14 protein-coding genes are annotated in these 26061 nt (G+C 74.0%); 13 read left to right on the top strand and 1 reads right to left on the bottom strand.

Annotation, left to right across the window (positions count from 1 at the left end; all coding sequences use genetic code 11):
- Window positions 1-48: 48 nt before the first annotated feature.
- Together ACFYO5_RS29865 and ACFYO5_RS29860 are read left to right on the top strand one after the other, a co-directional pair.
- Window positions 49-1011, top strand: a complete 963-nt coding sequence (locus ACFYO5_RS29865) for an ATP-binding cassette domain-containing protein (RefSeq protein ID WP_388714598.1) — start codon at window positions 49-51, stop codon at window positions 1009-1011.
- Window positions 1004-1780, top strand: a complete 777-nt coding sequence (locus ACFYO5_RS29860; protein ID WP_356565275.1) for an ABC transporter permease — start codon at window positions 1004-1006, stop codon at window positions 1778-1780. The genes ACFYO5_RS29865 and ACFYO5_RS29860 overlap by 8 nt, the downstream gene beginning before the upstream one ends.
- 866 nt (window positions 1781-2646) lie before the next feature.
- Here ACFYO5_RS29860 and ACFYO5_RS29855 read toward each other — a convergent pair.
- Entirely contained in the window at window positions 2647-3615 is a 969-nt protein-coding gene (locus ACFYO5_RS29855; protein ID WP_356565277.1) for a helix-turn-helix transcriptional regulator, read from the bottom strand.
- A gap of 229 nt (window positions 3616-3844) precedes the next feature.
- Here ACFYO5_RS29855 and ACFYO5_RS29850 point away from each other — a divergent pair, with 229 nt between their 5' ends.
- From ACFYO5_RS29850 to ACFYO5_RS29800, 11 genes are all read left to right on the top strand, one after another.
- A complete protein-coding gene (locus ACFYO5_RS29850) occupies window positions 3845-4105 on the top strand; it encodes a hypothetical protein (protein ID WP_388714594.1) in 261 nt (86 codons plus the stop codon).
- A gap of 689 nt (window positions 4106-4794) precedes the next feature.
- Complete coding sequence (locus ACFYO5_RS29845; RefSeq protein WP_356565281.1) at window positions 4795-4998, top strand: hypothetical protein; 204 nt, start codon at window positions 4795-4797, stop codon at window positions 4996-4998.
- Between the two features lie 28 nt (window positions 4999-5026).
- Window positions 5027-6031, top strand: a complete 1005-nt coding sequence (gene sbnA / locus ACFYO5_RS29840) for a 2,3-diaminopropionate biosynthesis protein SbnA (protein WP_356565283.1) — start codon at window positions 5027-5029, stop codon at window positions 6029-6031.
- Complete coding sequence (locus ACFYO5_RS29835; protein WP_388714590.1) at window positions 6028-13950, top strand: amino acid adenylation domain-containing protein; 7923 nt, start codon at window positions 6028-6030, stop codon at window positions 13948-13950. The genes sbnA and ACFYO5_RS29835 overlap by 4 nt, the downstream gene beginning before the upstream one ends.
- Window positions 13947-20921, top strand: a complete 6975-nt coding sequence (locus ACFYO5_RS29830) for an amino acid adenylation domain-containing protein (RefSeq protein ID WP_388714586.1) — start codon at window positions 13947-13949, stop codon at window positions 20919-20921. Before ACFYO5_RS29835 ends, ACFYO5_RS29830 begins: the two co-directional genes overlap by 4 nt.
- A gap of 115 nt (window positions 20922-21036) precedes the next feature.
- Window positions 21037-21240 (top strand): MbtH family protein, encoded by a 204-nt coding sequence (locus ACFYO5_RS29825; RefSeq protein ID WP_356565289.1) that lies wholly within the window; start codon window positions 21037-21039, stop codon window positions 21238-21240.
- A 61-nt stretch (window positions 21241-21301) separates the two neighbouring features.
- Complete coding sequence (locus ACFYO5_RS29820; protein WP_356565291.1) at window positions 21302-21556, top strand: acyl carrier protein; 255 nt, start codon at window positions 21302-21304, stop codon at window positions 21554-21556.
- Complete coding sequence (locus tag ACFYO5_RS29815) at window positions 21553-22773, top strand: beta-ketoacyl-[acyl-carrier-protein] synthase family protein (protein ID WP_388714582.1); 1221 nt, start codon at window positions 21553-21555, stop codon at window positions 22771-22773. Before ACFYO5_RS29820 ends, ACFYO5_RS29815 begins: the two co-directional genes overlap by 4 nt.
- A gap of 2 nt (window positions 22774-22775) precedes the next feature.
- A complete protein-coding gene (locus tag ACFYO5_RS29810) occupies window positions 22776-23894 on the top strand; it encodes a beta-ketoacyl synthase N-terminal-like domain-containing protein (RefSeq protein ID WP_388714579.1) in 1119 nt (372 codons plus the stop codon).
- Between the two features lie 113 nt (window positions 23895-24007).
- A complete protein-coding gene (gene fabG, locus ACFYO5_RS29805) occupies window positions 24008-24727 on the top strand; it encodes a 3-oxoacyl-ACP reductase FabG (RefSeq protein ID WP_356565327.1) in 720 nt (239 codons plus the stop codon).
- A 56-nt stretch (window positions 24728-24783) separates the two neighbouring features.
- Entirely contained in the window at window positions 24784-25899 is a 1116-nt protein-coding gene (locus ACFYO5_RS29800; protein ID WP_356565297.1) for a class I SAM-dependent methyltransferase, read from the top strand.
- The last annotated feature ends 162 nt before the right edge of the window (window positions 25900-26061 follow it).

The following is a 26061-nucleotide window of genomic DNA, read 5'->3' as shown; positions in this document are numbered from 1 at the left end:
GGTAATGCACACACACTCGGAAAGATCCAGAAGAGGGCGGGGAGGGGCATGGAATTCGCCATTCAAGCCGAAGGGCTGAAGAAGAGATTCGGTGACCACGAGGTGCTGGCCGGTGTCGATCTGAGCGTGCCACCGGGAACGGTGCTCGGGCTGCTCGGCCCGAACGGCGCGGGCAAGACGACCACGGTGCGCACGCTGGCCACGCTGCTCACGCCGGACGCCGGCCGTGCGACGGTGGCCGGCTACGACGTGGTGCGCCAGCCGCGCGAGGTGCGCCGCAGGATCGGCCTCGCCGGGCAGTACGCGGCCGTGGACGAGCTGCTCACCGGGCGCGAGAACCTGGTGCTGATCGGCCGGCTGATGGGCCTCGGCCGGCGCGGCGCGCAGACCCGGGCCGCGGAACTCCTCGACGGTTTCGGGCTGGAGCACGCCGCGGGCCGGCCCTCGAAGACGTATTCCGGCGGAATGCGCCGGCGGCTCGATCTGGCCGCCTGCCTCGTCGCCTCGCCGCAGGTGCTGTTCCTCGACGAGCCGACCACCGGGCTCGACCCGGCCAGCCGGATCACGCTGTGGCAGCAGGTCCGCGAGCAGATAGCCCGGGGTGTCACCGTGCTGCTGACCACGCAGTACCTGGAGGAGGCGGACTTCCTCGCCGACCGCATCACCGTGTTCGGCTCCGGCCGGGTGATCGCCGAGGGGACCGCCGACGAACTCAAGCGGAAGGTGGGTGACGAGCGGCTGGAGATCTCCGTGGAGGGCTCCGCGTCGCTCGACGCGGCCGCGGCGGCGCTCGGCCGCGCGGTGTCCGAGGTGCCGGTGGTCGACCGGGAGACCCGGCAGGTCGCGGTGCGGCTCGTGGACGGCATCGGGGGAGTGGCCCGCGCGGCCGCGGAACTCGAGCGGTCCGGGGTCCCGGTCACCGACTTCGCCCTGCGGCGGCCCTCGCTCGACGAAGTGTTCCTCCAGCTGACCGGGGCCGGCGCCCAGACCAAGGAGAGCGGCGATGAGTGAGGTCCTGGCCCTGACGGGACGGCAGATGACGCATCTGCGCCGGACGCCCGAGAAGCTCATCTCGGTGTCGCTCACACCGATCGCGATGGTGGTCATCCTCGGCTATCTCTTCGCGAGTGTGATCAGCGTCAAGGGCGGCGAGTACCACGACTACGTGATGGCCGGCGTGTTCGCCCAGGTGGGCCTGGCCTGCGTGGGCGCCACCGCGCTCGGGGTGGCGTCGGACCTGCGTGCCGGGCTGACCGACCGGTTCCGCTCGATGCCCATCTCGCGGGCCTCGGTGCTGTTCGCGTACACCGTGGCGGACCTGGTCACCGCGGCCGCCGCGATGGTCGCGGTGGCGGGGGTCGGCCTGCTGGTCGGCTGGCGCGTCCACGGCGGGTTCTTCGAGGTCGTCGCGGGTTTCGCGCTGCTCCTCGGATTCACGTACGCGATGCTCTGGCTGGGCGTGCTGATCGGACTCGCGATGCGCAACATGGAGGCCATCAACGGCGTCACCGCCCTGGCCCTCGTGCTGTTCTCGTTCCTCTCCAACTCCTTCATGCCGCTGCGGGGACTCCCCGGGTGGCTGCGGACGGTCGCGGAGTGGAACCCGGTCAGCTCGGTGGCCGAGGCCTGCCGGGTGCTGTGGGGCAACGCCCCCGCCTCCTCGGGCGCGAGCCTGCCGGTACGGCATCCGGAACTGGCGTCGGTGCTCACCCTGGGCGTGCTGCTGGCGGTCGTCGTACCGCTGGCCCTGCGCGCCTTTCGCTCCGCCGCGGCCCGGTGAGCGGCGGGTGTCGTGGCGCCCGGCGCCACAGCCGCGACACCCGCTTCCCCCGGGGGGCGGCCTCTGTTCCTACGGCGGCCCGCGCGGCCCCGACCACCACGGCGGTCCGCGCGGCCATCGTGTCCACGGCGGCCCGCCGTACATCTGTGTCCACGGCGGCCCGCCTCACGTCTTCGTCTAGGGCGACCCGCCTTACGTCTGTGTCCAGGGCAGCCCGCCTCACGTCCTTTTCTACGGCGGCTGGTCTGACGTCTTCGTCCACGGCGGTCCTCCTCACCTGGTGGTTCGAGGCGGCCCGCTGTACGTCTGTCTCTGAGGCGGCCCGCTGCGCGTCTGTGTCGACGGCGGTCCGCCTCATCTCTGTGTCCACCGGGGCCCGCCGCGCGTCCGCGTCCACCGCGGCCCTCTTCACCTCTGTCCCCACGGCGGCCTGCCTCACCGCAGTCCCTACGGCGGTCTGTCTCACCGCAGTCCCTACGGCGATCTGCCTCACCGCAGTCCCTACCGCGATCTGTCTCACCGCAGTCCCTACGGCGGTCCGCCGAACCCCGGCTCCCATGGCGTTTCGCGGAACCTCGGCTTCCACGGTGGTCCGCGGCCCGTTCGTGTCCGCGTCGGTCCGGCGGGCCCTGGCGTCCGGGCGGGTCCGTCGGGCTTTCGGGTCCGGGTCGGTCGTCGGTGGCGGCGGGTCCGGGCGGGTCCGTCGGGCTCCGGGGGCTGCGCCGGTCGTAGGGGCCTCCGGGTCTCGGCCGGCCCGTCGGACCCTTGGCGCAGTGCCGGTTCGTGAAGCCTTCCTGTCCGGTCCGTTCTCCTGCGCGTGCGCCGTCAGGGTGCGGCGCCCGGTCGGTGTCGGCGGTTCGGCCCGGTCAGTCCGTCGTCCCGCCCTCTGCGGTCGCCCCTCTGAGCCAGCCGCGCTCCCCTGCGAGAACGCCGGCCTGGAAACGGCTTCGGGCGCCGAGTTGGCTCATCAGCTCCGCGGTGATGCGGCGCGAGGTGCGGACCGAGACCCCTATCTTTCTGGCCACCACGTCGTCCGTGTAGCCCTGGGCGAGCAGGCTGAGAATGGCTCGCGCCTGGCTGGACAGACCGGTGCGGGAGTCGTTGATCGGCTCCTGGCCGTAGGGCGTCGCGGCCTCCCAGACGTGTTCGAACAGCGAACACAGGGCGGAGACCAGGCCCTTGCCGCGCAGCAGCAGGGCGCCGGACGCGGTGTTCTCCGGGTCGGAGGGGACCACGGCGACCCGCCGGTCGAAGATGATCAGCCGCAGTGGCAGGGTGGCCACCGTGCGCACCCGGCCGCCGAGGTCGGTCAGCCAGTCGAAGTGCGTGGTCATGTCGGGGTCGCTCAGCGAACCCTGGAGATAGATGCTGCGCATGTGGACGCCGCGGCTCAGCAGGCTCTCGTCCAGCGGGCGGACCGCGCGGCGGGAATCGGCCGGTTGCCTGCTCAGCGGGATGAACCCGCTGAGTTCCTCGGCGCACTCCTGGGACAGTTCCTCCAGCCGGGCCCGGATCATCTCCAGGCCGGTGATGCGCTCCACCTCGAGTCCCCGCTGGTTGCGGACGGCGTTGTGGTAGCTGCCGATGATCTCGGTGACGGCCTGGCGGCTGGTGGCGATGGCCTGTTGGCGTTCGGCGAGCCGGACCTCCTCCTGGGTGAGCAGCGCGGTCAGTCGCAGCTCCGGGTTGACGAGGAGAAGTTCGCCTGGGGTGTCGCCGGAGGGGCGGACCAGGGCGAGCCGGGCCAGCTCGTCGAGGGCGTGCCGCACCCGCTCCACAGCCCAGTCCAGATGATCGGCGAGCCCCGGCACATCCAGGTGGGGTTCGCCGATCATGGCTCGATACAGACTCTCCGGATCCGATGCCAGCCCGAGTATCCGCAACACTCTCGCCCCCTACGTACGCCTTCAGACCACGTACCAGTCTCCCGCTCTCCCGGTCCCCGCGGGCTAGGTAGATCGTCAGTGACGGCCCCCGGCTGTCCTACCGGAATGAGACACGTGTGGCGCGAATACACCCCAAGTTGACCGATTGTCGGCCAAGCTGCGAGAGCTTGCTATGTACATGATTAATGTGCGCCTGGCGCGTGGCCTCAGGCCACTGGACGACCGCGAGCTGCGTCGGTCCGTCCGGGCGGTGGCCGGCAGCCAGGACGGTGTGCAGCACATCTACGCGGAGGTCGGTGCCGACGGCGCCGACCTCGTACTGTTCGTCTCCGCCTCCACGCCGGCCGCGGCCCACGCCGCCGCGCGGCGGGTCGTGGCGCGATTCCTGCGGGTGGACTCGCTGCGCGGCTGGGCGATCCGGGAGTCCGCCGGCGACTGACCGGCCTCTGACCGGCCACCGGCTGACGGTCCGCCGGCGACTGACCGGCGTCTGGTCGGCGACCCGCTGACAGTCACCGGCGACTGACCGACTCTGATCGGCGACCCGCTGACAGTCACCCGGCGACTGACCGACTCTGATCGGCGTCTGACCGTCGACCGGCTGATGACCGACTCTGACCGCCGACCCCCCCCGGTGCTTGATCGGCACCGGACCGCCGGCCTCCCGGTGCTTGATCGGCACCGGACCGTTGGCCCCCCGGGTGCTTGGCCGGCACCCGACCGGCGGTTGGCCGACACCAGACCGGCGGTTGACCGACACCCGACCGGCCCCCCGACCGGCATCCGGCCGCCATCTGTCCGTATCCGTCCGCATTCGGGCGTCACTTGTCCGCATCCCGCCGGCGTCCGACCGGCCCCGTCCGCGCCCCCGGTTCCCGGAATGTTGTCCTCCTATTTCGGCGGGGCCTCATATGTCATGGGGGAATGGTTAATTCCCTTTTCCCGGATCCCCAGAAAACAATCTGGCATGACGTTGTCACGGCAGGACCCTGACAGTCGAAAGCCTTAACCCAGGGGTGACGGGTTGTAAGAATCAACGCATCGGACGAGATGCCCCGGACTTTCCCCCGGAAAACTCCGAGCGGGCTTCCCCGGAAATACCCGACCAGTTGAAACGAGGAATTAGTCATGCGCTCGATGCTTCGAATTGCCGCCTGCACCGTCGTCGCCGTTTCCGCGATCGCTGTCGGCGCGGGCTCCGCCTCCGCGAGCACGCTCAGAGCGGGATCGGAGACGGCGGTCACCTTGCCCGCCGTCGGAGAAGCGCTCGCGGAGCTGGTCGGCGCCCTTCAGGGGCTCGGCGGGCTCCACGGCGAGCCCGAGTGGTCCTGACGCGGGAAGACGGGGGAGGTCGGGCACGGTGCCCATCATCGGAACCCCGCAGGAGTTCCACGAGGAAGACCTCTTCGTAGACCTGCGGCAGTTGTACGGATGGCCGCTCTATCTGAAGTGCGAGGCCTTCAACTTCGCCGGCTCGGTGAAGCTCAAGGCAGCCGCCTCCATGATCGACGCGGCCGAGCGCAGCGGCACGCTGGGACCGGACTCCGTTCTGGTGGAGTCCTCGTCGGGCAACCTGGGCCTGGCGCTGAGCATGATCGCCGCGGCCAAGGGATATCGCTTCATCTGCGTCGTGGACGCCCGCACGAACCTGACGACGCGCCAGGCGATCGAGTCGCTGGGCGGTGAGGTGCACGTCATCACCGAGGCCACCGGTGCGGGCGGGTTCCTGGGCGCCCGGCTGGACCACGTACGGGCGCTGTGCTCCGAGGACGAGCGGGTGCTCTGGCTCAACCAGCACGCCAACGCCAACAACTGGATGGCGCACTACCGCACCACCGCTCCCGCCATCGAGAAACAGTTTCCCGGCCTGGACCTGCTCTTCGTAGGCGCCGGCACCACCGGCACGCTGATGGGCTGTGCCCGCTACTTCAAGGACCGCCCCGGCTCGCAGGTGAAGATCGTCGGCGTCGACAGCGTCGGCTCGGTCACCTTCGGCGGGCCGCCGGGCGCCCGCATGATCCCCGGCCTGGGCGCGGGCGTACGGCCGGCCCTCTTCGACGAGTCCTACGTCGACGACATGGTGCTGGTGCCGGAGATCGACACCATCCGCACCTGCCACCAGCTGGCCCGCAGCGGATTCCTCTTCGGCGGCTCGACCGGAACGGTCGTCAACGGCGCGGTGCGCTGGCTCGCCGAGCACCGGCCCGGCGAGGACGTGACCGCCGTGGCCATCTCTCCCGACCTCGGTGATCGCTACCTGGACACGATCTACCAGAGCAACTGGGTCCAGGACATCTACGGCCTCGACGAGTTCGGCCTGGGGACCGGGCCGACCCCCGCCACTTCTGGAGTGAATCAACGATGAGCGAGTCGTTCAGCCACGAACTGCCGCTCTCGCTCGCGCAGCGGGAGATGTGGTACGCCCAGCAGCTCGACCCCGGCAACCCGGTCTTCACCATGGCCGACCACCTGGACCTGCACGGACCCCTGGACCCGGCCCGCCTCGCGGCGGCCTGGCACGGCCTGCTCGCCGAGACCGACGCCCTGCGCGCGCTGTTCACCGAGCGGGACGGCGAAGCCGTGCAGACGATCGCGGACTTCACCTGGGAGGTCCACGAGGGCGCACTGCGCCGGGCGGACCCCGGCGACCCCACCGGTCCGCTGGCCGCGCCCGGCGTCGCGGTGCGCGACCTGCGCGCCGAGGCCGACCCGGACGCCGTCTCGCGCGGGCTGATGGAGGAGGACCTGGCCCTGCCGTCCTCGCTGACGGACGGCGCCGTACGGTGGCAGCTGCACCGGCTCGCCGACGACCACCACCGCTTCTACCTGTCGGCCAACCACATCCTGCTGGACGGCTTCAGCCGCACCCCGTTCTACCGGCGGTTCGCGGAGCTGTACGCCGGCACGGACGGCGGCACGGCCCTGCCGGCCCTGCGGCTCCTCGTCGACGACGAGCAGACGTATCTCGACTCCGCGAAGCACGAGCGGGACGCCCGGTTCTGGGCCGGCCGGTTCGCGGAGACCCCCGAGCCGACCCGGCTCTCCCCGCGCCGCCCCCTGCGGGCACGGCACACGCTGAGGTGGAATTCCCCCGTTCCCGCAGCGACCGTGACCCGACTGGAGCGGGTCGCCTGGGAGAGCCGGGTCACCCTCCCCGCCGCGCTGGTCGCGGCCACCGCCTCCTACCTGGCCCGGGTCACCGGCGGCAGCCGGGTGCTGCTGACGCTGCCCGTGCCGGCCAGGACCACGCCGGCGGCCCGCACCGTCCCCGGCATGCGCGCCAACTTCCTGCCCCTGCCGCTGGACGTGACGCCCGAACTGACCCGCGACGGCCTGCTGGAACTCACCGCGGCCGAACTGCGCGGCACCCTGCGCCACCAGGGCTACCGCGGTGACCGGCTGCGCCGCGAGCTGGGTCTGGCCGGGGACGCGGAGCTGTCGTACGGGCCGACCGTCAACGTGCTGGAGTCGGGGGCCGACCTGGTCTTCGGCGCGTGCACCGGCCGGCTCCACAACCTGTCCACCGGGCCCGTGCCGGGACTCCAGCTCATCTACCTGGACGCGCCGGACGGCCGCTGGACACTGCGGCTGGACGCCAACCCGGGCCTGTTCACGGACGGGGAGCTCGCCGCGCACGGCGAGCGGCTGCTCGGCCACCTGGAGAGCTTCGCGCTCGCCCCGGCCGCCCTGCCGCTGGGCCGGCTCGACGTCACGCTGCCCGCCGAGCGGCAGATCGTCCTGGAGGACTGGAACGCCACCGTCCGCACCGGCGGCTTCACCGACGTGGTGGAGCGGGTGCGCGAACTGGCCGCCGCGAGCCCGGACGCGATCGCCGTCGACGACGGCACCGTACGGCTGACGTACGCCGAACTGTGCGCACGGGCCGACCAGGTGAGCCTGCGGCTGGCCGGGGCCGGGGTGGCCACCGGATCGCTGGTGGCGCTGGTCGCCGATCCGGGGACGCAGTTCGTCGCCGCCGTGCTCGGGGTGCTCGCCACGGGCGCCGCCTGGATCCCGCTGGACGTGCACGCGCCCGTCGCCCGGGGAGCGGCCCTGCTCGCCGACAGCGGAGCGGACGCCCTGCTGTTCAGCCCCGACCGCGAGGGATACGCCCACCAGCTGCTGGCCGCCGGCGACCACTGGCCGAAGATCGTCGAACTCCGGGAGGGAGGATCCGGCGATGCCCCGACGCCTGCCGCACCGGCCGCGGGCCGGGGCGACGACCTGGCCTACGTCATCTTCACGTCCGGCTCCACCGGCCGCCCCAAGGGCGCCATGGTGCACCGGGCCGGCATGGTCAACCACCTGCTCGCCAAGGTGGAGGACCTCGGGCTGACGTCCACCGACGTCCTGGTGCACAACGCGCCCGTCACCTTCGACATCTCCGTGTGGCAGATGCTCGCCGCGCTCGTGGCCGGCGGCCGCACCCGGGTCGTGCCGCGCACGCTGGCCTCCGACCCGCAGGGCCTGTTCGCGCTCGTCGACGAGGAGGACATCACCGTCCTGGAGGTCGTACCCTCGCTGCTGCGGGCGGCCGTCGACGACTGGGACAGCGGGGCCGCCCGGCCGACGCTGGCCTCCCTGCGTCACCTCGTCGTCACCGGCGAGGCCCTGCCCGCCGACCTGTGCCGCCGCTGGTTCGCCTACTTCCCCGACGTGCCGCTGGTCAACGCCTACGGCCCCACCGAGGCCTCCGACGACGTCACCCACGCCTTCATCCGCTCCGAGGCCGACCTCGGCGACGTCCACACCCCGATCGGCTCCGCGATCCGCAACACCCGCCTGTACGTCCTCGGCGACGGCCTGCGCCCCGTGCCCGTGGGCGCGCCGGGCGAGCTGTACGTCGGCGGGGTCGGCGTGGGACGCGGCTACCTGGACGATCCGCGCCGCACCTCGGCCGTGTTCGTCGCCGACCCGTTCGCACCGGCGCCGGGCGCCCGCATGTACCGCACCGGCGACCGGGTACGGCACCGCACGGACGGCCGCCTGGAGTTCCTGGAGCGCGTCGACCACCAGGTCAAGATCCGCGGTCACCGCATCGAACTCGGCGAGGTCGAGGCCGCGTTGCGCGGTGTCACCGGTGTCACCGACGCGGCCGTGGACGTCGCCGTGGACAGCGCGGGCTCGACCCGGCTCGCCGCGTTCGTCACCGGGGACGTCGACGTCGCCGAGGTGAAGGCCGAACTGGCCACCACTCTGCCCGACTACATGGTCCCGGCCGCGTTCGTGGTCATGGACCGGCTGCCGCTCACCGCCAACGGCAAGGTCGACCGCAAGGCGCTGCCCGCGCCCGACCTCAGCGCCGCACAGGCGGGACGCCGCCCCCGCAACCCGCGCGAGCAGGTGCTGTGCGCGGTGTTCGCGGAGGTCCTCGGCGTCGAGCAGATCGGCATCGACGACGACTTTTTCGAGTTCGGCGGCCACTCGCTCCTCGCGACCCGCGCGATCAGCCGTATCCGGGTGCTGCTCGGCGCCGAACTCGCCGTCCGGGTCCTCTTCGAGGCCCCCACCGTGGCCGCGCTCGCGGAACACCTCACCGAGGCGGGGGCCGCGCGCCCCCCGGTCACCGCCCGGGAGCGGCCCGCCGAACTGCCGCTGTCCTTCGCCCAGCAGCGCCTGTGGTTCCTGGACCGGCTCGACGCGCAGGCGGCGGTCGGCTACCACCTGCCGCGCGCCGTGCGGCTGACCGGCCCCCTCGACCACGCGGCGCTCGCCGCGGCCCTCGGGGACGTCGTCGACCGCCACGAGTCGCTGCGCACGGTGTTCCCGGAGCGCGACGGCCGGGCCGTCCAGGTCGTCCGGCCCGCCGAGAACCGACCGTTCGACCTCCCCGTCACCGAGGTCACCGCGGACGACCTCGACGCGGTGCTCGCCGAACGGGCCGTACGCCCCTTCGACCTCACCGCCGACCTGCCGCTGCGCGCCGAACTGTTCACGCTCGCGGACCAGAAGCAGGACCAGAAGCAGGACCAGGAGCAGGAGCAGGACCAGGACCAGACGTCGGCGCAGAAGCGGGAGCACGTACTGCTGGTGGTCCTGCACCACATCGCCGGCGACGGCTGGTCGGTACTGCCCCTCGCCGAGGACCTGCGCACCGCCTACACGGCACGCGCCGCGGGCCACGCCCCCGGCTGGGCGCCCCTCGACGCGCAGTACGCCGACTACACCCTGTGGCAGCGCGAGCTGCTCGGCGACAGCGCCGACCCGGGCTCGCTCGCCGCCCGCCAGCTCCGCTTCTGGCGGGACGAACTCGCCGGCGCCCCCGACGAGCTGGAACTGCCGGCCGACTTCCCGCGCCCCGCGCTGCCCGGCCACCGCGGCGGCCAGATCGCCTTCCGACTGGAGCGGGAACTGCACGAGGCGGTCACCGCCCTCGCCCGCGCCACCGGCGCCAGCGTCTTCATGGTGCTCCAGGCCGCGCTCGCCGCCCTGCTGCGCAAGCTCGGCGCCGGCACCGACATCCCGCTCGGCACCCCCGTCGCCGGCCGCACCGACGCGGCCCTGGAGCGGCAGGTCGGGTTCTTCGTGAACACCCTCGTGCTGCGCACCGACGTCTCCGGCGACCCCACCTTCCGCGAGCTGATCGGCCGCGCCCGCACCACCGACCTGGCCGCCTACGCCCACCAGGACGTGCCCTTCGAATGGCTCGTGGAGGCCCTCAACCCGGAGCGCTCGCTGGCCCGCCAGCCGCTGTTCCAGGTGCTGCTCGCCCTCCAGAACAACGCGGCGACCGATCTCGCGCTGCCCGGCACCCGGGCCGAGACGACCGCCGTCCCCACCGGCACCTCCCGCTTCGACCTGGCCTTCGAACTCACGGAGGAACAGGACGACAAGGGCCGCCCCGCCGGCATCGGCGGCCTGCTGGAGTACAGCGCCGACCTGTTCACCCACGAGACGGCCGAGTCGGTCGCCGCCCGCATGGTGAGCTTCCTGCACGCCCTCACCGAGCGGCCGGACACCGCGCTCAGCGGCTTCGACGCCCTGCTGCCCGCCGAGCGCGAGCGGCTGTTCGGCGAGTGGAACGGCGCGGCGGCCGCGGCGCCCGAACCCAGCACCATCGCCCGCCTGTTCGCCGTCCGCGCCGCCACCGACCCGCACCGCCCCGCGCTCGCTCTCCCCGACGGCACCACCGTGTCCTACGGCGACCTCGCCGACCGGGCGCACCGGCTCGCGCACCTGCTGGTGGAGCGGGGTGTGCGCCGCGGCCAGATCGTGGCGCTGATGGCGGACCGCTCCGCGCACACGATCACCGCGGTCCTCGCCGTCCTGGCCGCCGGAGCCGCCTACCTGCCCATCGACCCGGCCTACCCCGACGAGCGGATCGCGTACGTCCTGGACGACGCCCGCCCCGCCGCCGTACTGACCACGGCCGCCGTCGCCGACCGCGTCCCCGCGACGGCCCCCGAGCCGATCGTGCTGGACGCCGACGCCACCCTCGCCGACCTCGTGGGACGGCCCACCCGCGCCCCCGAGCACGGTCCGGTCCCCGACGACCCCGCGTACGTCATCTACACCTCCGGCTCCACCGGCCGCCCCAAGGGCGTGGTCGTCGGGCACGCCTCGGCCACCGCGCTGACCGCGCAGGCCGCACGGTTCGGGGTGCGCGAGGGCACCCGGCTGCTCCAGTTCGCCTCGCTCAGCTTCGACGCGGCGGCCTGGGAGACGCTGACCGCCCTGGTCACCGGCGCCGTCCTGGTCCTGGCCACCGAGGACCAGCGCGCGCCCGGCGACCCGCTCGCCGCCTGTCTCACCGACGCCGCCATCGACGTCGTCTGCCTGCCGCCGGCCGTGCTGGCGGCCTGGCCGGAGGACCGTCCGGTGCCGGCCGGGATCACCGTGATCACCGCCGGGGAGGCCTGCCCGCCCGCGCTGGTGGAGAAGTGGGCCGCCCACACCACCCTGCTCAACGCCTACGGGCCCACCGAGACGACGGTCTGCGCGACCGTCAGCGAACCGCTCGTGCCCGGCGGCAGGCCGCCCATCGGCACCCCGCTGGCGGGCACGGTCGTCCACGTCCTCGACGACGACCTGCGGCCCGTCCCGGCCGGCGTCACCGGCGAGCTGTACGTCGGCGGCGCGAGCCTCGCGCACGGCTACCTCGGCCGCCCGGACCTGACCGCCCAGCGGTTCGTCACCGACCCCTACGGCCCCTCCGGCGCCCGCATGTACCGCACCGGCGACCTCGTGCGCCGCCGCGCCGACGGCACCCTCGACTACGTCGGCCGCGCCGACGACCAGGTCAAACTGCGGGGCTTCCGCATCGAACTCGCCGAGGTGGAAGCCGCGCTGGCGGCCCACCCGGAGGTGGACCGGGCCGCGGTCGTCGTCCGCGAGGACCGCCCCGGCGACAAGCGCCTCGTCGCCTACGTCGTCCCGGCGGCCGGCACGGCGGCGCCCCCGGCGACCCTGCGCAGCCACGTGGCCGGGCGACTGCCCGACTACATGGTCCCGGCCGCCGTGGTCACCCTGGACGGCCTGCCGCTGACCACCAACGGCAAGCTCGACCGGCGCGCCCTGCCCGCCCCCGACTACACCGACGCCACCCGCGGCCGGGCCCCGGTCACCGAGCGGGAACGCGCGCTGTGCGCGGTGTTCGGCGAGGTCCTCGGGCTCGACGAGGTCGGCGCCGACGCCGGGTTCTTCGACCTGGGCGGCGACTCCATCAGCTCCATCCAGCTCGTCGGCCGGGCCCGCGCGGCAGGGCTGCTGCTCACCGCGCAGGACGTCTTCCTGCACCGCACGCCCGCCGGGCTCGCCGCGGTGGCCCGCCCGGTGCGGGAGCAGGTCGTGCGCGGCACGGACGACGGGATCGGCACCTTCGCACCCACGCCGATCATGCGCTGGCTGCACGCCCTCGACGGCCCCTACGACGCCTTCCGCCAGGCGGTCGCCGTCCGCACCCCGGCCGGCGCCACCCGGGCGAGCCTCGCCACCGCCCTCCAGACGGTGATCGACCACCACGACGCCCTGCGGACGAGGCTGATCGACGAGGACGGCGCCTGGACCCTCAAGGTGCGCGAGCCGGGCGCCGTCAACGCGCCCTGGCTGCTCGGCCGGGAGAACGTGGCCCGGCTGGACGGCCCCGCCCTCGCCGAGGCCGTGCGGCGGGCCGCGCCGGCCGACGCCGCACGCCTCGACCCGCGCGAGGGCACCATGCTCCGCGCGACCTGGCTCGACGCGGGCGCCGACCGCCCCGGCCGGCTCGTCCTGACCCTGCACCACATGGTCTGCGACGGAGTCTCCTGGCGGATCCTGCTGGACGACCTCGCCCGCGCCCACGAGGCGGCCGTGGCCGGCGTTCCGGCGGAGCTGGAGCCGGTCGGCACCTCCGTACGGCACTGGGCCGGACTGCTCGACGAGGAGGCCGCCTCCGAACGGCGGCTCGCGGAGGGCGAGTTGTGGCGACGGACGCTGGCCGCTCCCGACCCGCTGCTCGCCGGGCGCGCCCCGGACCCGGCGCGGGACACCCACGCCACCGCCCGCACCCTGCGCCTCACCCTCGACACCGACGCCACCCGGGCGGTCCTCACCGAGGTGCCCGCCGCCTTCCACGCCGAGATCAACGACGTCCTGGTCACCGCCTACGCGCTGGCCGTCGCCGACTGGCGGCGCCGGACCCGCGACGACGCGGCCGCGGTGCTCATCGAGATGGAGGGCCACGGCCGCGAGGAGATCGCCGACGGCGTCGACCTCGGCCGCACGGTCGGCTGGTTCACCACCACCTACCCGCTGCGCGTCGACCTCGGCGCCCCGGACTGGGCGGAGGTGTGGGCCGGCGGGCCCTCGGCGGGACGCGTGCTCAAGCAGGTCAAGGAACAGCTACGGGCCGTTCCCGACCACGGCATCGGCTTCGGCGTGCTGCGCCGCATCGCCGCCCTGCCCGGTCTGGAGCGCACCCCGCAGCTCGGCTTCAACTACCTGGGCCGGCTGCCCGCCCCGCGCGACGCGGACTGGGCGACCACCGAGGAGTCCCCGCTCATCGCGGCGGGCGCCGACCCCGGACTCGCGCTGCCGCACGTGCTGGGCCTGAACGCCCTCACCGAGGACGGGCCGGACGGGCCGCGCCTGACGGCCGTGTGGACCTGGCCGGGCGGACTGCTCGACGAGGCGGACGCCGCCGACGTCGCCGAGGGCTGGTTCCGGGCGCTGCGCGCGCTCGTCGCCCACGCCCAGAACCCCGACGCGGGCGGCCACACGCCCAGCGACGTGGAGCTGATCGCCCTGAGCCAGGACGAACTGGACGCATTCGAGAACGAGATGGACGACTGGGGGGCCTCCCTGTGACACGAGGACGATCCAACCTGAGCGACGTCCTGCCGCTCACCCCGCTCCAGGAAGGCCTGCTCTTCCACGCGGTCTCCGGGCGGCGGGAGCTGGACGTCTACACCGTGCAGCTGGTCCTGGACCTGTCCGGGCCGCTGGACGGGGCGCGCCTGAAGGCCGCCGCCGAACGGTTCCTCGACCGCCACCCGCACCTCAAGGCCGGGTTCCGCTACCGCGACAACGGCGACCCCGTCCAGCTCGTGCCGCGCACGATCGCCCTGCCCTGGCAGGAGGACCACGTCACCGACCCGGACCGCGTCGGGAAGCTCACCGAGGAGGACCGCCTGCGGCCCTTCGACATGGCCCGCCCGCCGCTGCTCCGGTTCCGTCTGATCCGCACCGGCGAGGCGTCGTACCGCTTCGTGCTGACGGCCCACCAGATCCTCTTCGACGGCTGGTCCATGCCGGTCATCATCAGCGAACTGTTCACCCTGTACGGCGACCCGTCGGCCCCGCTGCCGCCCGTCACCCCGTACAAGACCTACCTCGCCCATCTCGCCCGGCAGGACGGCGCCGGCGCCGAGACGGCCTGGCGGGAGGCGCTGGACGGGCTCACCGAGGCCACCCTCGTCGCCCCCGGCGGCACGGACGGCTCCCGGCTGCCCGACCACCACGTCCTCGACCTCCCGGCCGGCTTCACCGCCGAGCTGACGGCCTGGGCGAAGGAACGCGGGCTCACCCTCAACACCGTCGTGCAGGGCGCCTGGGCGGCGGTCCTGGGCACCCTCACCGGGCGCGCCGACATCGTCTTCGGCTCCACCGTCTCCGGCCGCCCGCCGGAGCTGCCCGGCGTCGAGTCGATGGTCGGCCTGTTCATCAACACCGTCCCGGTGCGGGTCACGCTCGACCCCTACGCCACCTTCCCCGAGATCCTCGGCCGGCTCCAGGAGCGGCAGGCCGCGCTCCTGCCCCACCAGCACCTCGGCGCCGCCCGCATCCAGCGGGCGGTGGGCCTGGGCGAGCTGTACGACACCGTGCTGGTCTTCGAGAACTACCCGCTGGACCCGGCCGCCCTGCGCGACCCGGTCCCCGGCCTCGCCGTGACCGGCCTGGAGGCGAAGGACGCCACGCACTACCCGCTGAGCCTCATGGCGATCCCCGGCGAGCGGCTGAAGCTGACGGTCTCCTACGACCCCGGCCGGTACACCGCCGCCGACGCGGCCTCCGTCGTGGCCCGGCTGGAGCGGGTGCTGCGGTCGGCGGTCGCCGAACCGGAGACGCCGTCCGGCCGGATCGGCGCGCTGCTGCCCGGCGAGCACGTGCTGGACCTGCCCGCGCCGTCCGGCGGGGACGCCTTCACGGACGTCGTCGCCCGGGTGCGTGAGCTGTCCGCGGCCCGGCCCGACGCCGAGGCCGTCGCCGACGACCACGGCGGCCTCACCTACGGCGCCCTGGCCGGACGGGCCGGCGGCATCGCCGCCCACCTCACCGGCGCCGGCATCGGCCCCGGCTCCCTGGTGGGCGTCCTCGCCGCCCCCGGCCGCGACTTCGTCGCCGCCGTCCTCGGCACCCTCGCGGCGGGCGCCGCCTGGGTCCCCCTCGACGTGCACGCCCCGACTGCCCGCAGCGCCTCCCTGGTCCAGGACGCGGGCGTACGGCACCTGCTGGTCGACGCGGAGCACGAGGGCGCGGCACGTGACGTACTGGCCGCCGCCGGGGCCGACCTGCCCGTCACCCCCGTCGCCACCCTGCCGCCCGCCCCCCTCCCGGAGGCGCCCGGCGGCCCCCTCGACCTGGCCTACGTCATCTTCACCTCCGGGTCCACCGGGCGGCCCAAGGGCGCCATGGTGCACCGCGACGGCATGGTGAACCACCTCCTCGCCAAGGCGGCGGACCTCGGCCTCGACGAGGACACGGTGCTGGTGCACAACGCGCCGGTGACCTTCGACATCTCCGTGTGGCAGATGCTGGCCGCCCTGGTGAGCGGGGGCCGGCTGCGGGTCGTGGCGCGCTCCACGGCCGCCGACCCGCAGGCCCTGTTCGGCCTCGCCGACACCGAGGCCGTCACCGTCCTGGAGGTCGTGCCCTCACTGCTGAGGGCCGCCCTCGACGCCTGGGACGCGGGCGCCCGCCCGCCGGTCCTGGCCGGGCTGCGGCAGCTGGTCGTCACCGGCGAGGCGCTCCCCGCCGACCTGTGCCGCCGCTGGCTCGCCCGCTTCCCCGCCGTGCCCCTGGTCAACGCCTACGGCCCCACCGAGTGCTCCGACGACGTCACCCACGCCGTCATCACCGACGCCGCCGGCCTCGGCGAGGTACGGGCGCCCATCGGCCGGGCCGTGCGCGAGACCGGGCTGTACGTCCTCGACGACGCCCTGCGTCCGGTGCCCGCAGGGGTGCCGGGGGAGCTGTACGTCGGCGGGCGCGGGGTGGGCCGCGGCTACCTGGACGACGCCGGGCGCACCGGGGCCGTGTTCGTGGCCGACCCGTTCGCGGGGACGCCCGGCGCCCGGATGTACCGCACCGGGGACTGGGTGGTGCGGACCGTCTCCCCGGAGGGGGAGGGCAGGCTGGAGTTCCTGGAGCGGCGCGACCACCAGGTCAAGGTGCGCGGCCATCGCGTCGAACCCGGCGAGATCGAGGCCGTCCTGCGGACCCTGCCCGGGGTCGCGGACGCCGTGGTCACCGTGGTCGGCGAGCCCGGCACCGCCCGCCTCGCCGCCCACCTCGCCGGCCCGGCCGATCCCGCGCGCGTGAGACGCGAACTGGCCGCGCTGCTGCCCGAGTACATGGTGCCGTCCGCGTTCGTCGTGCTGCCCGCGCTGCCGCTCACCCCGAACGGCAAGGTGGACCGCAAGGCACTGCCCGCCCCGGACCTCGCCGGTGTCACCACCCGTGAGCCGCGCACCCCGCAGGAGGCCGCGCTCTGCCAGGCCTTCGCCGACGTCCTCGGCGTCGAACGGGTCGGCGCCGACGACGACTTCTTCGACCTGGGCGGTCACTCGCTGCTCGCGACCCGCCTGATCAGCCGCGTGCGCGCACTGCTGGGCGCCGAGCTGCCGATGGCCCTGGTCTTCGAGGAACCCACCCCGGCCCGCCTCGCCGCCCGGCTGCGCACGGCGGACGCGGCCCGGCCCGCGCTCGCCCCCGCCGTACGGCCCGCGCGGCCGCCGCTGTCGTACGCACAGCGGCGGATGTGGGTGCTCAACCGGCTGGAGGGGACGGCCGGCGCCTACCACCTGCCGTGGACGCTGCGGCTGACCGGGCCGCTGGACCGGGAGGTCCTCCAGGCGGCGCTGAACGACGTGGTCGCCCGGCACGAGGCGCTGCGGACCGTCTTCCCGGAGGCGGACGGGGAGCCGTACCAGCGGGTGCTGGAGACGGCCCGGGTGCCGCTGGCCGCCGTCGGCGACCTTGGGGAGTTCGTCGCCCGAGGCTTCGACCTGGCCACCGAACTCCCGCTGCGGGCGGGTCTGTCGGCGGCCGGGGACGAGGAGCACCTGCTGACCGTCGTCATCCACCACATCGCCGCCGACGGCTGGTCCAACGCCGTCCTCGCCCGCGACCTCGGCACCGCCTACCGGGCCCGGCTCTCCGGCACGGCCCCGCTGTTCGCGGCCCTGCCCGTGCAGTACCCGGACTACGCGCTGTGGCAGCGGGACCTGCTCGGCGACGAGGACGACCCGGGCAGCCTCGCCGGCGAACAGCTCGGCTTCTGGCGCAAGGCCCTGGACGGCCTGCCGGACGAACTCCAGCTGCCCGCCGACCGGCCCCGGCCCGCCGTCGCCTCCTACCGGGGCGCCACCGTCGGCTTCACCGTGCCGGCCGCCACCCACCGTCGGGCCGCCGCTCTCGCCGCCCGCTCGGGCGCCAGCCTCTTCATGGTCCTCCAGGCCGCCCTGGCCGCCCTCTACGCCAAGCTGGGCGCCGGCCAGGACGTGCCCCTCGGCACGCCGGTGGCCGGCCGTACCGACGAGGCCCTGGACGACCTGGTCGGCTTCTTCGTCAACACGCTCGTGCTGCGCACCGACGTGTCCGGCGACCCGACCTTCACCGACCTCGTCGACCGGGTCCGCACCGCCGACCTGGCCGCCTACGCCCACCAGGACGTGCCCTTCGAGAAGCTCGTCGAGGCGCTCGCCCCGACCCGCTCCCTGGCCCGCCACCCCCTCTTCCAGACCCTGCTGACCCTGCACAACAACACCCGGCCCGATCTGGAACTCCCGGGTCTCGACGTCGAGTTCGGCGCGGCAGCCACCGGCGGCGCGCGCTTCGACCTCGCCTTCGACCTGGCCGAGGAACAGGACACCACGGGCGCGCCCGCCGGGCTCGCCGGACGCCTGGAGTTCAGCGCCGACCTGTTCACCGAGGAGACCGCCCGGCGCCTCGCCGACCGGTTCGCGCACCTCCTGGACGCCCTGACCGCCGACCCCGGCCGTCCCCTCAGCGCGGTCTCCGCGCTGCTGCCCGGCGAACGCGAGACCCTCCTGGAGGACTGGAACCGGACCCCCGCCCACCACTACGACGGTCCGCCGCACCGCTGGTTCGAACAGCGGGCCGCCGCCCACCCCGACCGCACCGCCCTCGTCTCCGGGGACCGCGTCCTCACCTACCGCCGGCTCGACGAAGAGGCCGGGCACCTGGCGCGAGCCCTGCGCGCCCGGGGTGCCGGACCCGGCAGCCTGGTCGCCGTCGCCCTGCGCCGCTCGGCCGAACTGGCCGTGGCCGTCCTCGCCGTGCACAAGGCCGGCGCCGCCTACCTGCCGATCGACCCGGCCTACCCCGCCGAACGCATCGGGTACGTCGTCGACGACGCGGGGCCGGTCCTGGCGCTCACCACCACCGACGTGGCCGACGGCCTGCCCGCCCTGGACGCCGTACCGCGGCTGCTCCTGGACGAACCCGTCCCGGACGCGCCGGCGTTCACCGGCGGCCCGGCGCCCGCCGACGCCGCCTACACCATCTACACCTCCGGCTCCACCGGCCGCCCCAAGGGCGTGGTGATCTCCTTCGCCGCGTTCGCCAACTTCCTCGCCGACCTGCGGGCCCGCCTGGAACTGGGGGAGGAGGACCGGTTCGTCGCGGTCACCACCTTCGGCTTCGACATCGCCAACCTGGAACTGTTCGGACCGCTGGTCTCCGGCGCCCGCCTGGTCCTCGCCGGACACGACACCGTCCGCGACCCCGAGGCCCTCGCCGCCCTGCTGACCGGCTCCGGCGCCACCGTCATGCAGGCCACGCCCACCCTGTGGCACGCGCTGGTCACCGAGCACCCGCACGCCCTCGCCGGTCTGCACGCGCTGACCGGCGGCGAGGCGATCAGTCCCGCCCTCGCGGCCCGGCTGGCCGCCACGACCCGGAAGCTGACCAACCTGTACGGCCCGACGGAGACCACCATCTGGTCCACCGCCACCGAACTCGACGGCACCGGGACCCCGGGCATCGGCCGCCCCCTCGGCGGCAACCGCGTCTACGTCCTCGGCCCCGACCTGCACCCCGTGCCGACCGGCGCCACCGGCGAGCTGTACATCGGCGGCGTCGGCCTGGCCCGCGGCTACCACGGCCGCCCCGGCCTCACCGCCGAACGGTTCGCCGCCGACCCGTTCGCGGGGACGCCCGGCGCCCGCATGTACCGCACCGGCGACCTGGTACGGCAGCGGACCGACGGCACGATCGACTACCTCGGCCGGGTCGACCACCAGGTCAAGGTGCGCGGCTTCCGCATCGAACTCGGCGAGATCGAGGCCGCGTTGGCCGACCATCCCGACGTCGAGCAGTCGGCGGTGGTGGTGCGCGAGGACCGGCTCACCGGATACGTCGTCACGGCGAGCGGTACGGAACCGGCCGACCTGCGCTCCCGGGTGGCCCGCCGGCTGCCCGACTACATGGTCCCGGCCGGCCTGGTCGTCCTGGACGCCCTGCCGCTCACCCCCAACGGCAAGGTCGACCGGGCACGGCTGCCCGCACCCGCCGCACCGGCCCGCAGGGGCGGCCGCGCGCCGGCCGGCCCGCGGGAGGAGCTGCTGTGCCGCCTGTTCGCCGAGACCCTCGGGACCGGCGCCGCAGCGGTGGGCGCCGACGACGACTTCTTCTCCCTGGGCGGCGACTCCATCCGCTCGATCCGGCTGGTGGGCCGGGCCAGGGCGGCCGGAGTCCGGTTCACGCCGGCGGACGTGTTCGTGCACCGCACGGCGGCGGCGCTGGCCGCGCTGGACTCCGTGGCCGACTCCGACCTCGGCGTGGCCGAACCGGACACCTCGGGGGACGCCGCCTTCGCGCCCGTGCTGCCGATCCGCCCGCACGGCAGCCGTCCGCCCCTGTTCTGCGTGCACGGCGGTGTCGGCCTCGGCTGGCCCTTCCTGTCCCTGGCCGCGCACCTCCCGGACACACCCGTGCACGCCTTCCAGGCCGCCGGAATCCAGGAGGACGCCCCGCAGCCGGAATCCGTATCCGAAATGGCCGGGCAATACGTCGAAAGAATGGTGGAAATTCAGCCGGACGGCCCGTATCATATTATCGGCTGGTCGTTCGGCGGACTGGTCGCCCACGAAATGGCCTGCCAGCTCGTGGAATCCGGGAAAGAGGTCGCCCTGCTGGCGAACCTCGACGGCTTCCCGGCAGGAACGGGCGGGGCTTCGGAAGCGGAGCCGGACGACGTTCCCGACGACGCCCTCCTGGGCGACGAACTGCGCGCCAGACTCGGCGCCGCCGGCGACACGCTGGCGGAGCTGACCGAGGACCAGTACACCCGCCTGCTGCGGGTGATCAGGGCGCTCGACGCGCTCGCCGTCACCCACCGTCCCCGCCTCCACCAGGGCGACCTGCACTTCTTCGCGGCGACGCGAGGGGACACGCACGCCACCGACGCCTCCGTCTGGGCCCCCCACACCACCGGCCGGATCGTCCGCCACGAGGTGGACGCCGACCACGACGGAATGCTGGACGCCGCCCCCGCGGCGGCCGTGGCCCGCGTGCTGACCGACCTCATGGAATGACATCGGCCGACCGGCATCCGAATGAGCGCGATGCGAATTCTGAGGCATTCCATGCAATGCCCGCGCGGGATGAGTGCGCCCGCGTCCGTGGAAAGAGAAGGGACACGTCACGGCAATGGGAAATCCGTTTGACGACGAGACCGGGACATTTCATGTGCTGGTCAACGAAGAAGGCCAGCACTGCCTGTGGCCGGCATTCGCGGAGATACCCGACGGCTGGAAGGCCGTCCTGTCCGACGCCGGCCGGGCCGAGGCCCTCGACCACATCGAGCGGAACTGGACCGACCTGCGGCCCAGGAGTCTCGCCGAGGCGAGCTGACCGGCCAGGCACCCACCGCCCACCACGCACCACCTCACCACCCAGGAAAGGAACCGAGACCATGAGTGCCATCACCATCGACGAGGCCGTCGAGATCCAGGTGAGAGCGATCGTCACCGACGCCCTCGAGCTGGAGGAGGAACTGACCGCGACCGGTCTGTTCGTCGACGACTACGGCGCCGACTCCCTCGCCGCGATCGAGCTGCTGTCCACGCTGGAGAAGACCTTCGGCGTCACGATCGAGCAGGACGAGCTGCCCAAGATGGTCAACCTCGAGGCCGTCCTCGAGGTGCTGTCCCGGGCCGCGGCGCGATGACCGCCCGGCGTGTGGTGCTGACCGGGATCGGGGTCCTGTCCAGCATCGGCAACGGTGTCACCGAGTTCACCCGGGGTCTGCGCGAGGGCCGGTGCGGGGCGGGCCCCATCACCCGCTTCGACAGCACCGGATTCCGCCGTCAACTCGCCCACGAGGTGCACGACTTCACCCCGTCCGCATGGGTCCGCCACACGCCGGCCGAACAGCTCGGCCGCGCCACGCAGTTCTCCGTCGCCGCCGCCCGGATGGCGGTGAGCGACGCCGGGCTCGACCCGGCGGACCTGCGGGGCGGGCCGGGCCTGGTCACCGTCGGCACCACCGACGGCGAGGCCGACGCCCTCGACCGGCTCGTCGAGGCACAGGCGAACGGCACCGACCCGGCCGGGCTCGACCCGGTCGGCGTCGGCCGCCTCGCCGCCCACCGGCTGGCCCTCGCCGTCGTCAAGGAGCTGCGGCTGCCGCGGGCGGTGCCCTCCGTGCTCGGCACCGCCTGCGCGGCCGGCAACTACGCCGTCGGCGACGGCTACGACGCCGTACGCTCCGGCGAGGCCGAGTGGGCGCTCGTCGGCGGGGCGGACGCCCTGACCCGGCGGACCTTCGCCGGATTCCACCGGCTCGGCCTGGTCGCCTCCGACCGCTGCCGGCCCTTCGACGCCGACCGGGAGGGACTGCTCACCGCCGAGGGCGCGGGCATCCTCCTCTTGGAGAGCCTCGACTCCGCCCGCGCCCGCGGCGCCCGGGTCTACGCCGAACTCCTCGGCTACGGCCTCAACTGCGACGCCCATCACCCCACGGCACCCAACATGGACAGCGTCGCCCAGGTCATGCGGCTCGCGCTGGCCGACGCGGGCGTCAAGCCCGAGGAGGTCGACCTCGTCTCGGCGCACGGCACCGGCACCCCCACCAACGACGTCACCGAGATCCGGGCCGTCCGCCAGGTGTTCGGGGAACGGCCGCCGCGCACCGTCGCCCTGAAGTCGATGCTCGGCCACTCCATGGGCGCCGCCAGCGCCCTCGGAGCCGCCGCCTCGGCGCTCGCGCTGACCCACGGGTTCATCCCGCCGACCGTCAACCACCGCTCCACCGACCCCGAATGCGCCGTCGACTGCGTGCCCAACCACGCCGTCGAGGCCGACCTCAGGGTCGTCGTCAACAACGGCCTGGCCTTCGGCGGCAACAACGCCGCCGTCGTCCTCGGCAGACACGAGGAGACCTGATCATGACGACCGTCGCGGTCCCCACGGACCGCCACTTCATCACCGCCTGGTCGGCCGTCTCGCCCTACGGCGTGACGAGCGCCGACTACGCGCGGGGCATCGTGACGAAGGACTCCGGCGACAGCCGGGCCGTCCCCGTCCCCGAGGGCCACGCCGCCGAGGAGGCCTGCCTGGTACCCGGGTTCGAGGTACGGGAGGTGCTCGGCCGGGCCGGCACCCGCACCATGGACCGGGCCACCGGCCTCGCCGTCACCGCCGTACGGGAACTCTTCGACGAGGCCTCCCGCGAACTGCGGCCGGTCCCGGTGGGCACCGGCACCGCGCTCGTCCTGGGCACCACCCTCGGCAGCGCGCAGAGCCAGCACGACTTCGCCATGGCCTCCTTCACCGGGGACAAGCCGTACGACGTGCCGGCCCAGTTCATGCCGAACGTGCTGATGAACTGCCCCGCCGCCGCGAGCGCCATCCGCTTCGGTCTCAAGGGTCCCAACACCACCCTCGCCGGCGGCCGGCCCACCGGGCTCATCGCGCTCGGCTACGCCCGCCGCCTCCTCGCGGCCGGCCGCGCCGAACGGGTCCTCGTCGGCGCCGTCGAGGAGTACTCGCCGTCCCGCTCCTGGATCGAGCACCACACCCGGGGCGCCGACGAGACACCCGGCCCGCTCGGGGAGGGCTGCGCCCTCCTCCTGGTCGAGCCGGGCAACGGCATACCGGCCGGTCGCACCGCTCTGGCCGAACTCCTCGCCGTGGACGTCCGCGTGGACGTCGACGACGAACTCGCCAGCACGGCCGAGGCATGCGTCCGGGACGCCCTCGCCTCCGCCGGCGTCGAGCCGGCCGACGTGTGGGCGGCCATCGGCGGCGGACTCACCGGACGGGTCGGCCACGTCGAGACCGCCCTGCTGCGACGGCTGTTCGGCGCCGACGCCAGCACCCGCGTCGACGTCCACGAGCGCATCGGCGACACCGCGGGCGCCTCCAGCGCCTTCCAGCTCGCCGCCGTCCTCGCCGCCGCCCGCCGCACGCCGGAGGCCCACGGCAGACCGGCCGTGATCACCTCCGTCGACCGCGACGGCTCGGTGGCCTGCGCGGTCGTACGGCTCCTCGGGGAGGCGCCGTGAGCACGCAGAACACCCCCACGGGCAGCCGTGGGGGGAGCCGCGCCGGGACGGACGTCCGCAGCGCTGCCGGGACCGCCGCGGGGAGTGGCGCCGGGAACGCCGTCGGGACCGCCCTGATCAGCGGAGGGTCGCGCGGCATCGGGCGGGCCACCGCCCTGCGGCTCGCCCAGGACGGGTACGACATCAGCATCGCCTACCGCTCCGACGAGGAGGCCGCGAACCGGCTCGGCAAGGAGCTGGACGCACTCGGCGTGCGCTGGCTCGCACAGCGACTCGACGTCGTCGACGCGCGGGCCGTACGGGACTGGGTCGCCCGCACCGAGAAGGACCTCGGGCCCGTCACCGTCGCCGTCGCCTCCGCCGGCATCACCCGCGACCGCCCCCTGCTGCTGATGTCCGACCAGGACTGGCAGGACGTCATCGACACCAACCTCGACGGCACCGCCCACCTCTGCCGGGCCGCCCTCTTCCCCATGGTCAAGCGGAAGTCCGGCGTCATCATCACCCTGTCCAGCGTGTCCGGCGCCGGCAACCCCGGCCAGGGCAACTACTCGGCCTCCAAAGCCGGAATCATCGGACTGACCTGCGCCCTCGCCAAGGAAGCCGCCCGCTTCGGCATCCGCGTCAACGCCGTCGCCCCCGGCATGATCGAAACCGACATGACCGCCGGGGCCTTCACCGAGGAACAGCGCGCCCGCACCCTCGCCGCCGTACCGCTCGGCCGTTTCGGCACCGCCGAGGAAGTCGCCGAGTCCATCGCCTTCCTCGCCTCCGACAAGGCCTCGTACATCACCGGCGCCGTGCTCCGGATCGACGGCGGGATCGTCGTGTGACCGGCCGCCCCACCACCCACCACACCCCACCACCCCAGACCGGGAGTAGACCTGCCATGACCGCGCCCGTCGATCTCACGCCCAAGGCCACCGCCAACCACACCCCGCTCGTCGACACCCGGCTGCTGACCGCCGACGACGACGGCGCCCGCGCCACCCACCGCGTCTACGAGCACCTCATCGGCATGTGGGCGCCCGGAGTCATCGAAGCCGCCCAGGACCTCGGCGTCTTCGCCACCCTCACCGACGGCCCCGCCACCGCGGCCGGCCTCGCCGAGACCCTCGGCACGGACCTGCGGGCCACCCGCGTCCTGCTGGACGGGCTGCACGCCTACGACATCGTGGGGCGCGAGCGCGGCGGCGACGGCCAGGCCGTCTACACCCTGCCGCTCGCCCTGCACGGCGTGTTCGCGCCCGACGGGCTCTACAGCCTCGCCGGAAAGATCACCCACGACCGCAACGTCGCCTGGCACGCCTGGCGGAACCTCGCCGAGAACGTCCGCAACGGGGCGCGCGGCGAGCACGGCGGACAGCAGGTCAACCAGATATCCGAGGAGGACTACACCTCCCTCGCCCGCGGCATCAACTTCTGGGCGCCGCCGGTCGTCTCCGTCCTCGCCGACGCGCTGCGCGAGCGGGGCTGGGGGGACGACACCGAGGCCGTCCTCCTCGACGTCGGCTGCGGCACCGGCATCTACAGCCACCTGCTGCTCCAGGCGTTCCCGCAGCTGACCGCGCGCGGGCTGGACGCTCCCCGGATCACCGCGATCGCCGCCGAGCAGGCCTCGCGGCTGGGGGTCAGCGAGCGTTTCTCGCCGCTCACGGCGGACTTCTGGAACGACGACTGGGGCAACGGGACGGACCTCGCGCTGTTCGTCAACATCTTCCACCTCCAGACGCCGGAGTCGGCGCACGAGCTGCTGCTGAAGACGGCGAAGGGGCTCTCCGAGGGCGGGCTCATCGCGATCGTCGACCACATCGTGGACGAGGAGGCCGGCTCGGGGGATGTCCAGAACCGGTTCTTCCGGTTGTTCGCGGCGTCGATGCTGGCGACGGGGGGCGGGGACGCGTACACCGTGCACGACTACGACCAGTGGCTGTCGGACGCCGGTCTGCGGCGGGTCGCTCTGCTGGACACGCCGATGCATCGGGTGCTGTTGGCCGGGCGTTAGTCCACGGGGCGGGTGGGTGGGGTGGGCGTCGCGGGGCTGTGCCCCGGACCCCGGCTTTTTGGCCCCCCCCCCCCCCCCCCGGGGGGGGGGGGGGGGGGGGCGGGGGGGGGGGCGGGGGCGCCCGCGCGGCGCCCGGGCCGCCCCGCGCGCGGCCGGGCGGGG

This window comes from Streptomyces sp. NPDC006259 (assembly GCF_042870975.1).
Taxonomy (GTDB): domain Bacteria; phylum Actinomycetota; class Actinomycetes; order Streptomycetales; family Streptomycetaceae; genus Streptomyces.
The sequence above is the reverse complement of the archived record's forward strand: the minus strand, read 5'-3'. Positions and strand labels throughout refer to the sequence as shown.

What these genes read in the sequence shown, in the direction of transcription:
- ACFYO5_RS29865 (WP_388714598.1), top strand. Translation starts at nt 49, where the DNA reads ATGGAATTCGCCATTCAAGCCGAAGGGCTGAAGAAGAGATTCGGTGAC.
- ACFYO5_RS29860 (WP_356565275.1), top strand. Translation starts at nt 1,004, where the DNA reads ATGAGTGAGGTCCTGGCCCTGACGGGACGGCAGATGACGCATCTGCGC.
- ACFYO5_RS29855 (WP_356565277.1), bottom strand. Translation starts at nt 3,615, where the DNA reads ATGATCGGCGAACCCCACCTGGATGTGCCGGGGCTCGCCGATCATCTG.
- ACFYO5_RS29850 (WP_388714594.1), top strand. Translation starts at nt 3,845, where the DNA reads ATGATTAATGTGCGCCTGGCGCGTGGCCTCAGGCCACTGGACGACCGC.
- ACFYO5_RS29845 (WP_356565281.1), top strand. Translation starts at nt 4,795, where the DNA reads ATGCGCTCGATGCTTCGAATTGCCGCCTGCACCGTCGTCGCCGTTTCC.
- ACFYO5_RS29835 (WP_388714590.1), top strand. Translation starts at nt 6,028, where the DNA reads ATGAGCGAGTCGTTCAGCCACGAACTGCCGCTCTCGCTCGCGCAGCGG.
- ACFYO5_RS29825 (WP_356565289.1), top strand. Translation starts at nt 21,037, where the DNA reads ATGGGAAATCCGTTTGACGACGAGACCGGGACATTTCATGTGCTGGTC.
- ACFYO5_RS29820 (WP_356565291.1), top strand. Translation starts at nt 21,302, where the DNA reads ATGAGTGCCATCACCATCGACGAGGCCGTCGAGATCCAGGTGAGAGCG.
- ACFYO5_RS29815 (WP_388714582.1), top strand. Translation starts at nt 21,553, where the DNA reads ATGACCGCCCGGCGTGTGGTGCTGACCGGGATCGGGGTCCTGTCCAGC.
- ACFYO5_RS29810 (WP_388714579.1), top strand. Translation starts at nt 22,776, where the DNA reads ATGACGACCGTCGCGGTCCCCACGGACCGCCACTTCATCACCGCCTGG.
- ACFYO5_RS29800 (WP_356565297.1), top strand. Translation starts at nt 24,784, where the DNA reads ATGACCGCGCCCGTCGATCTCACGCCCAAGGCCACCGCCAACCACACC.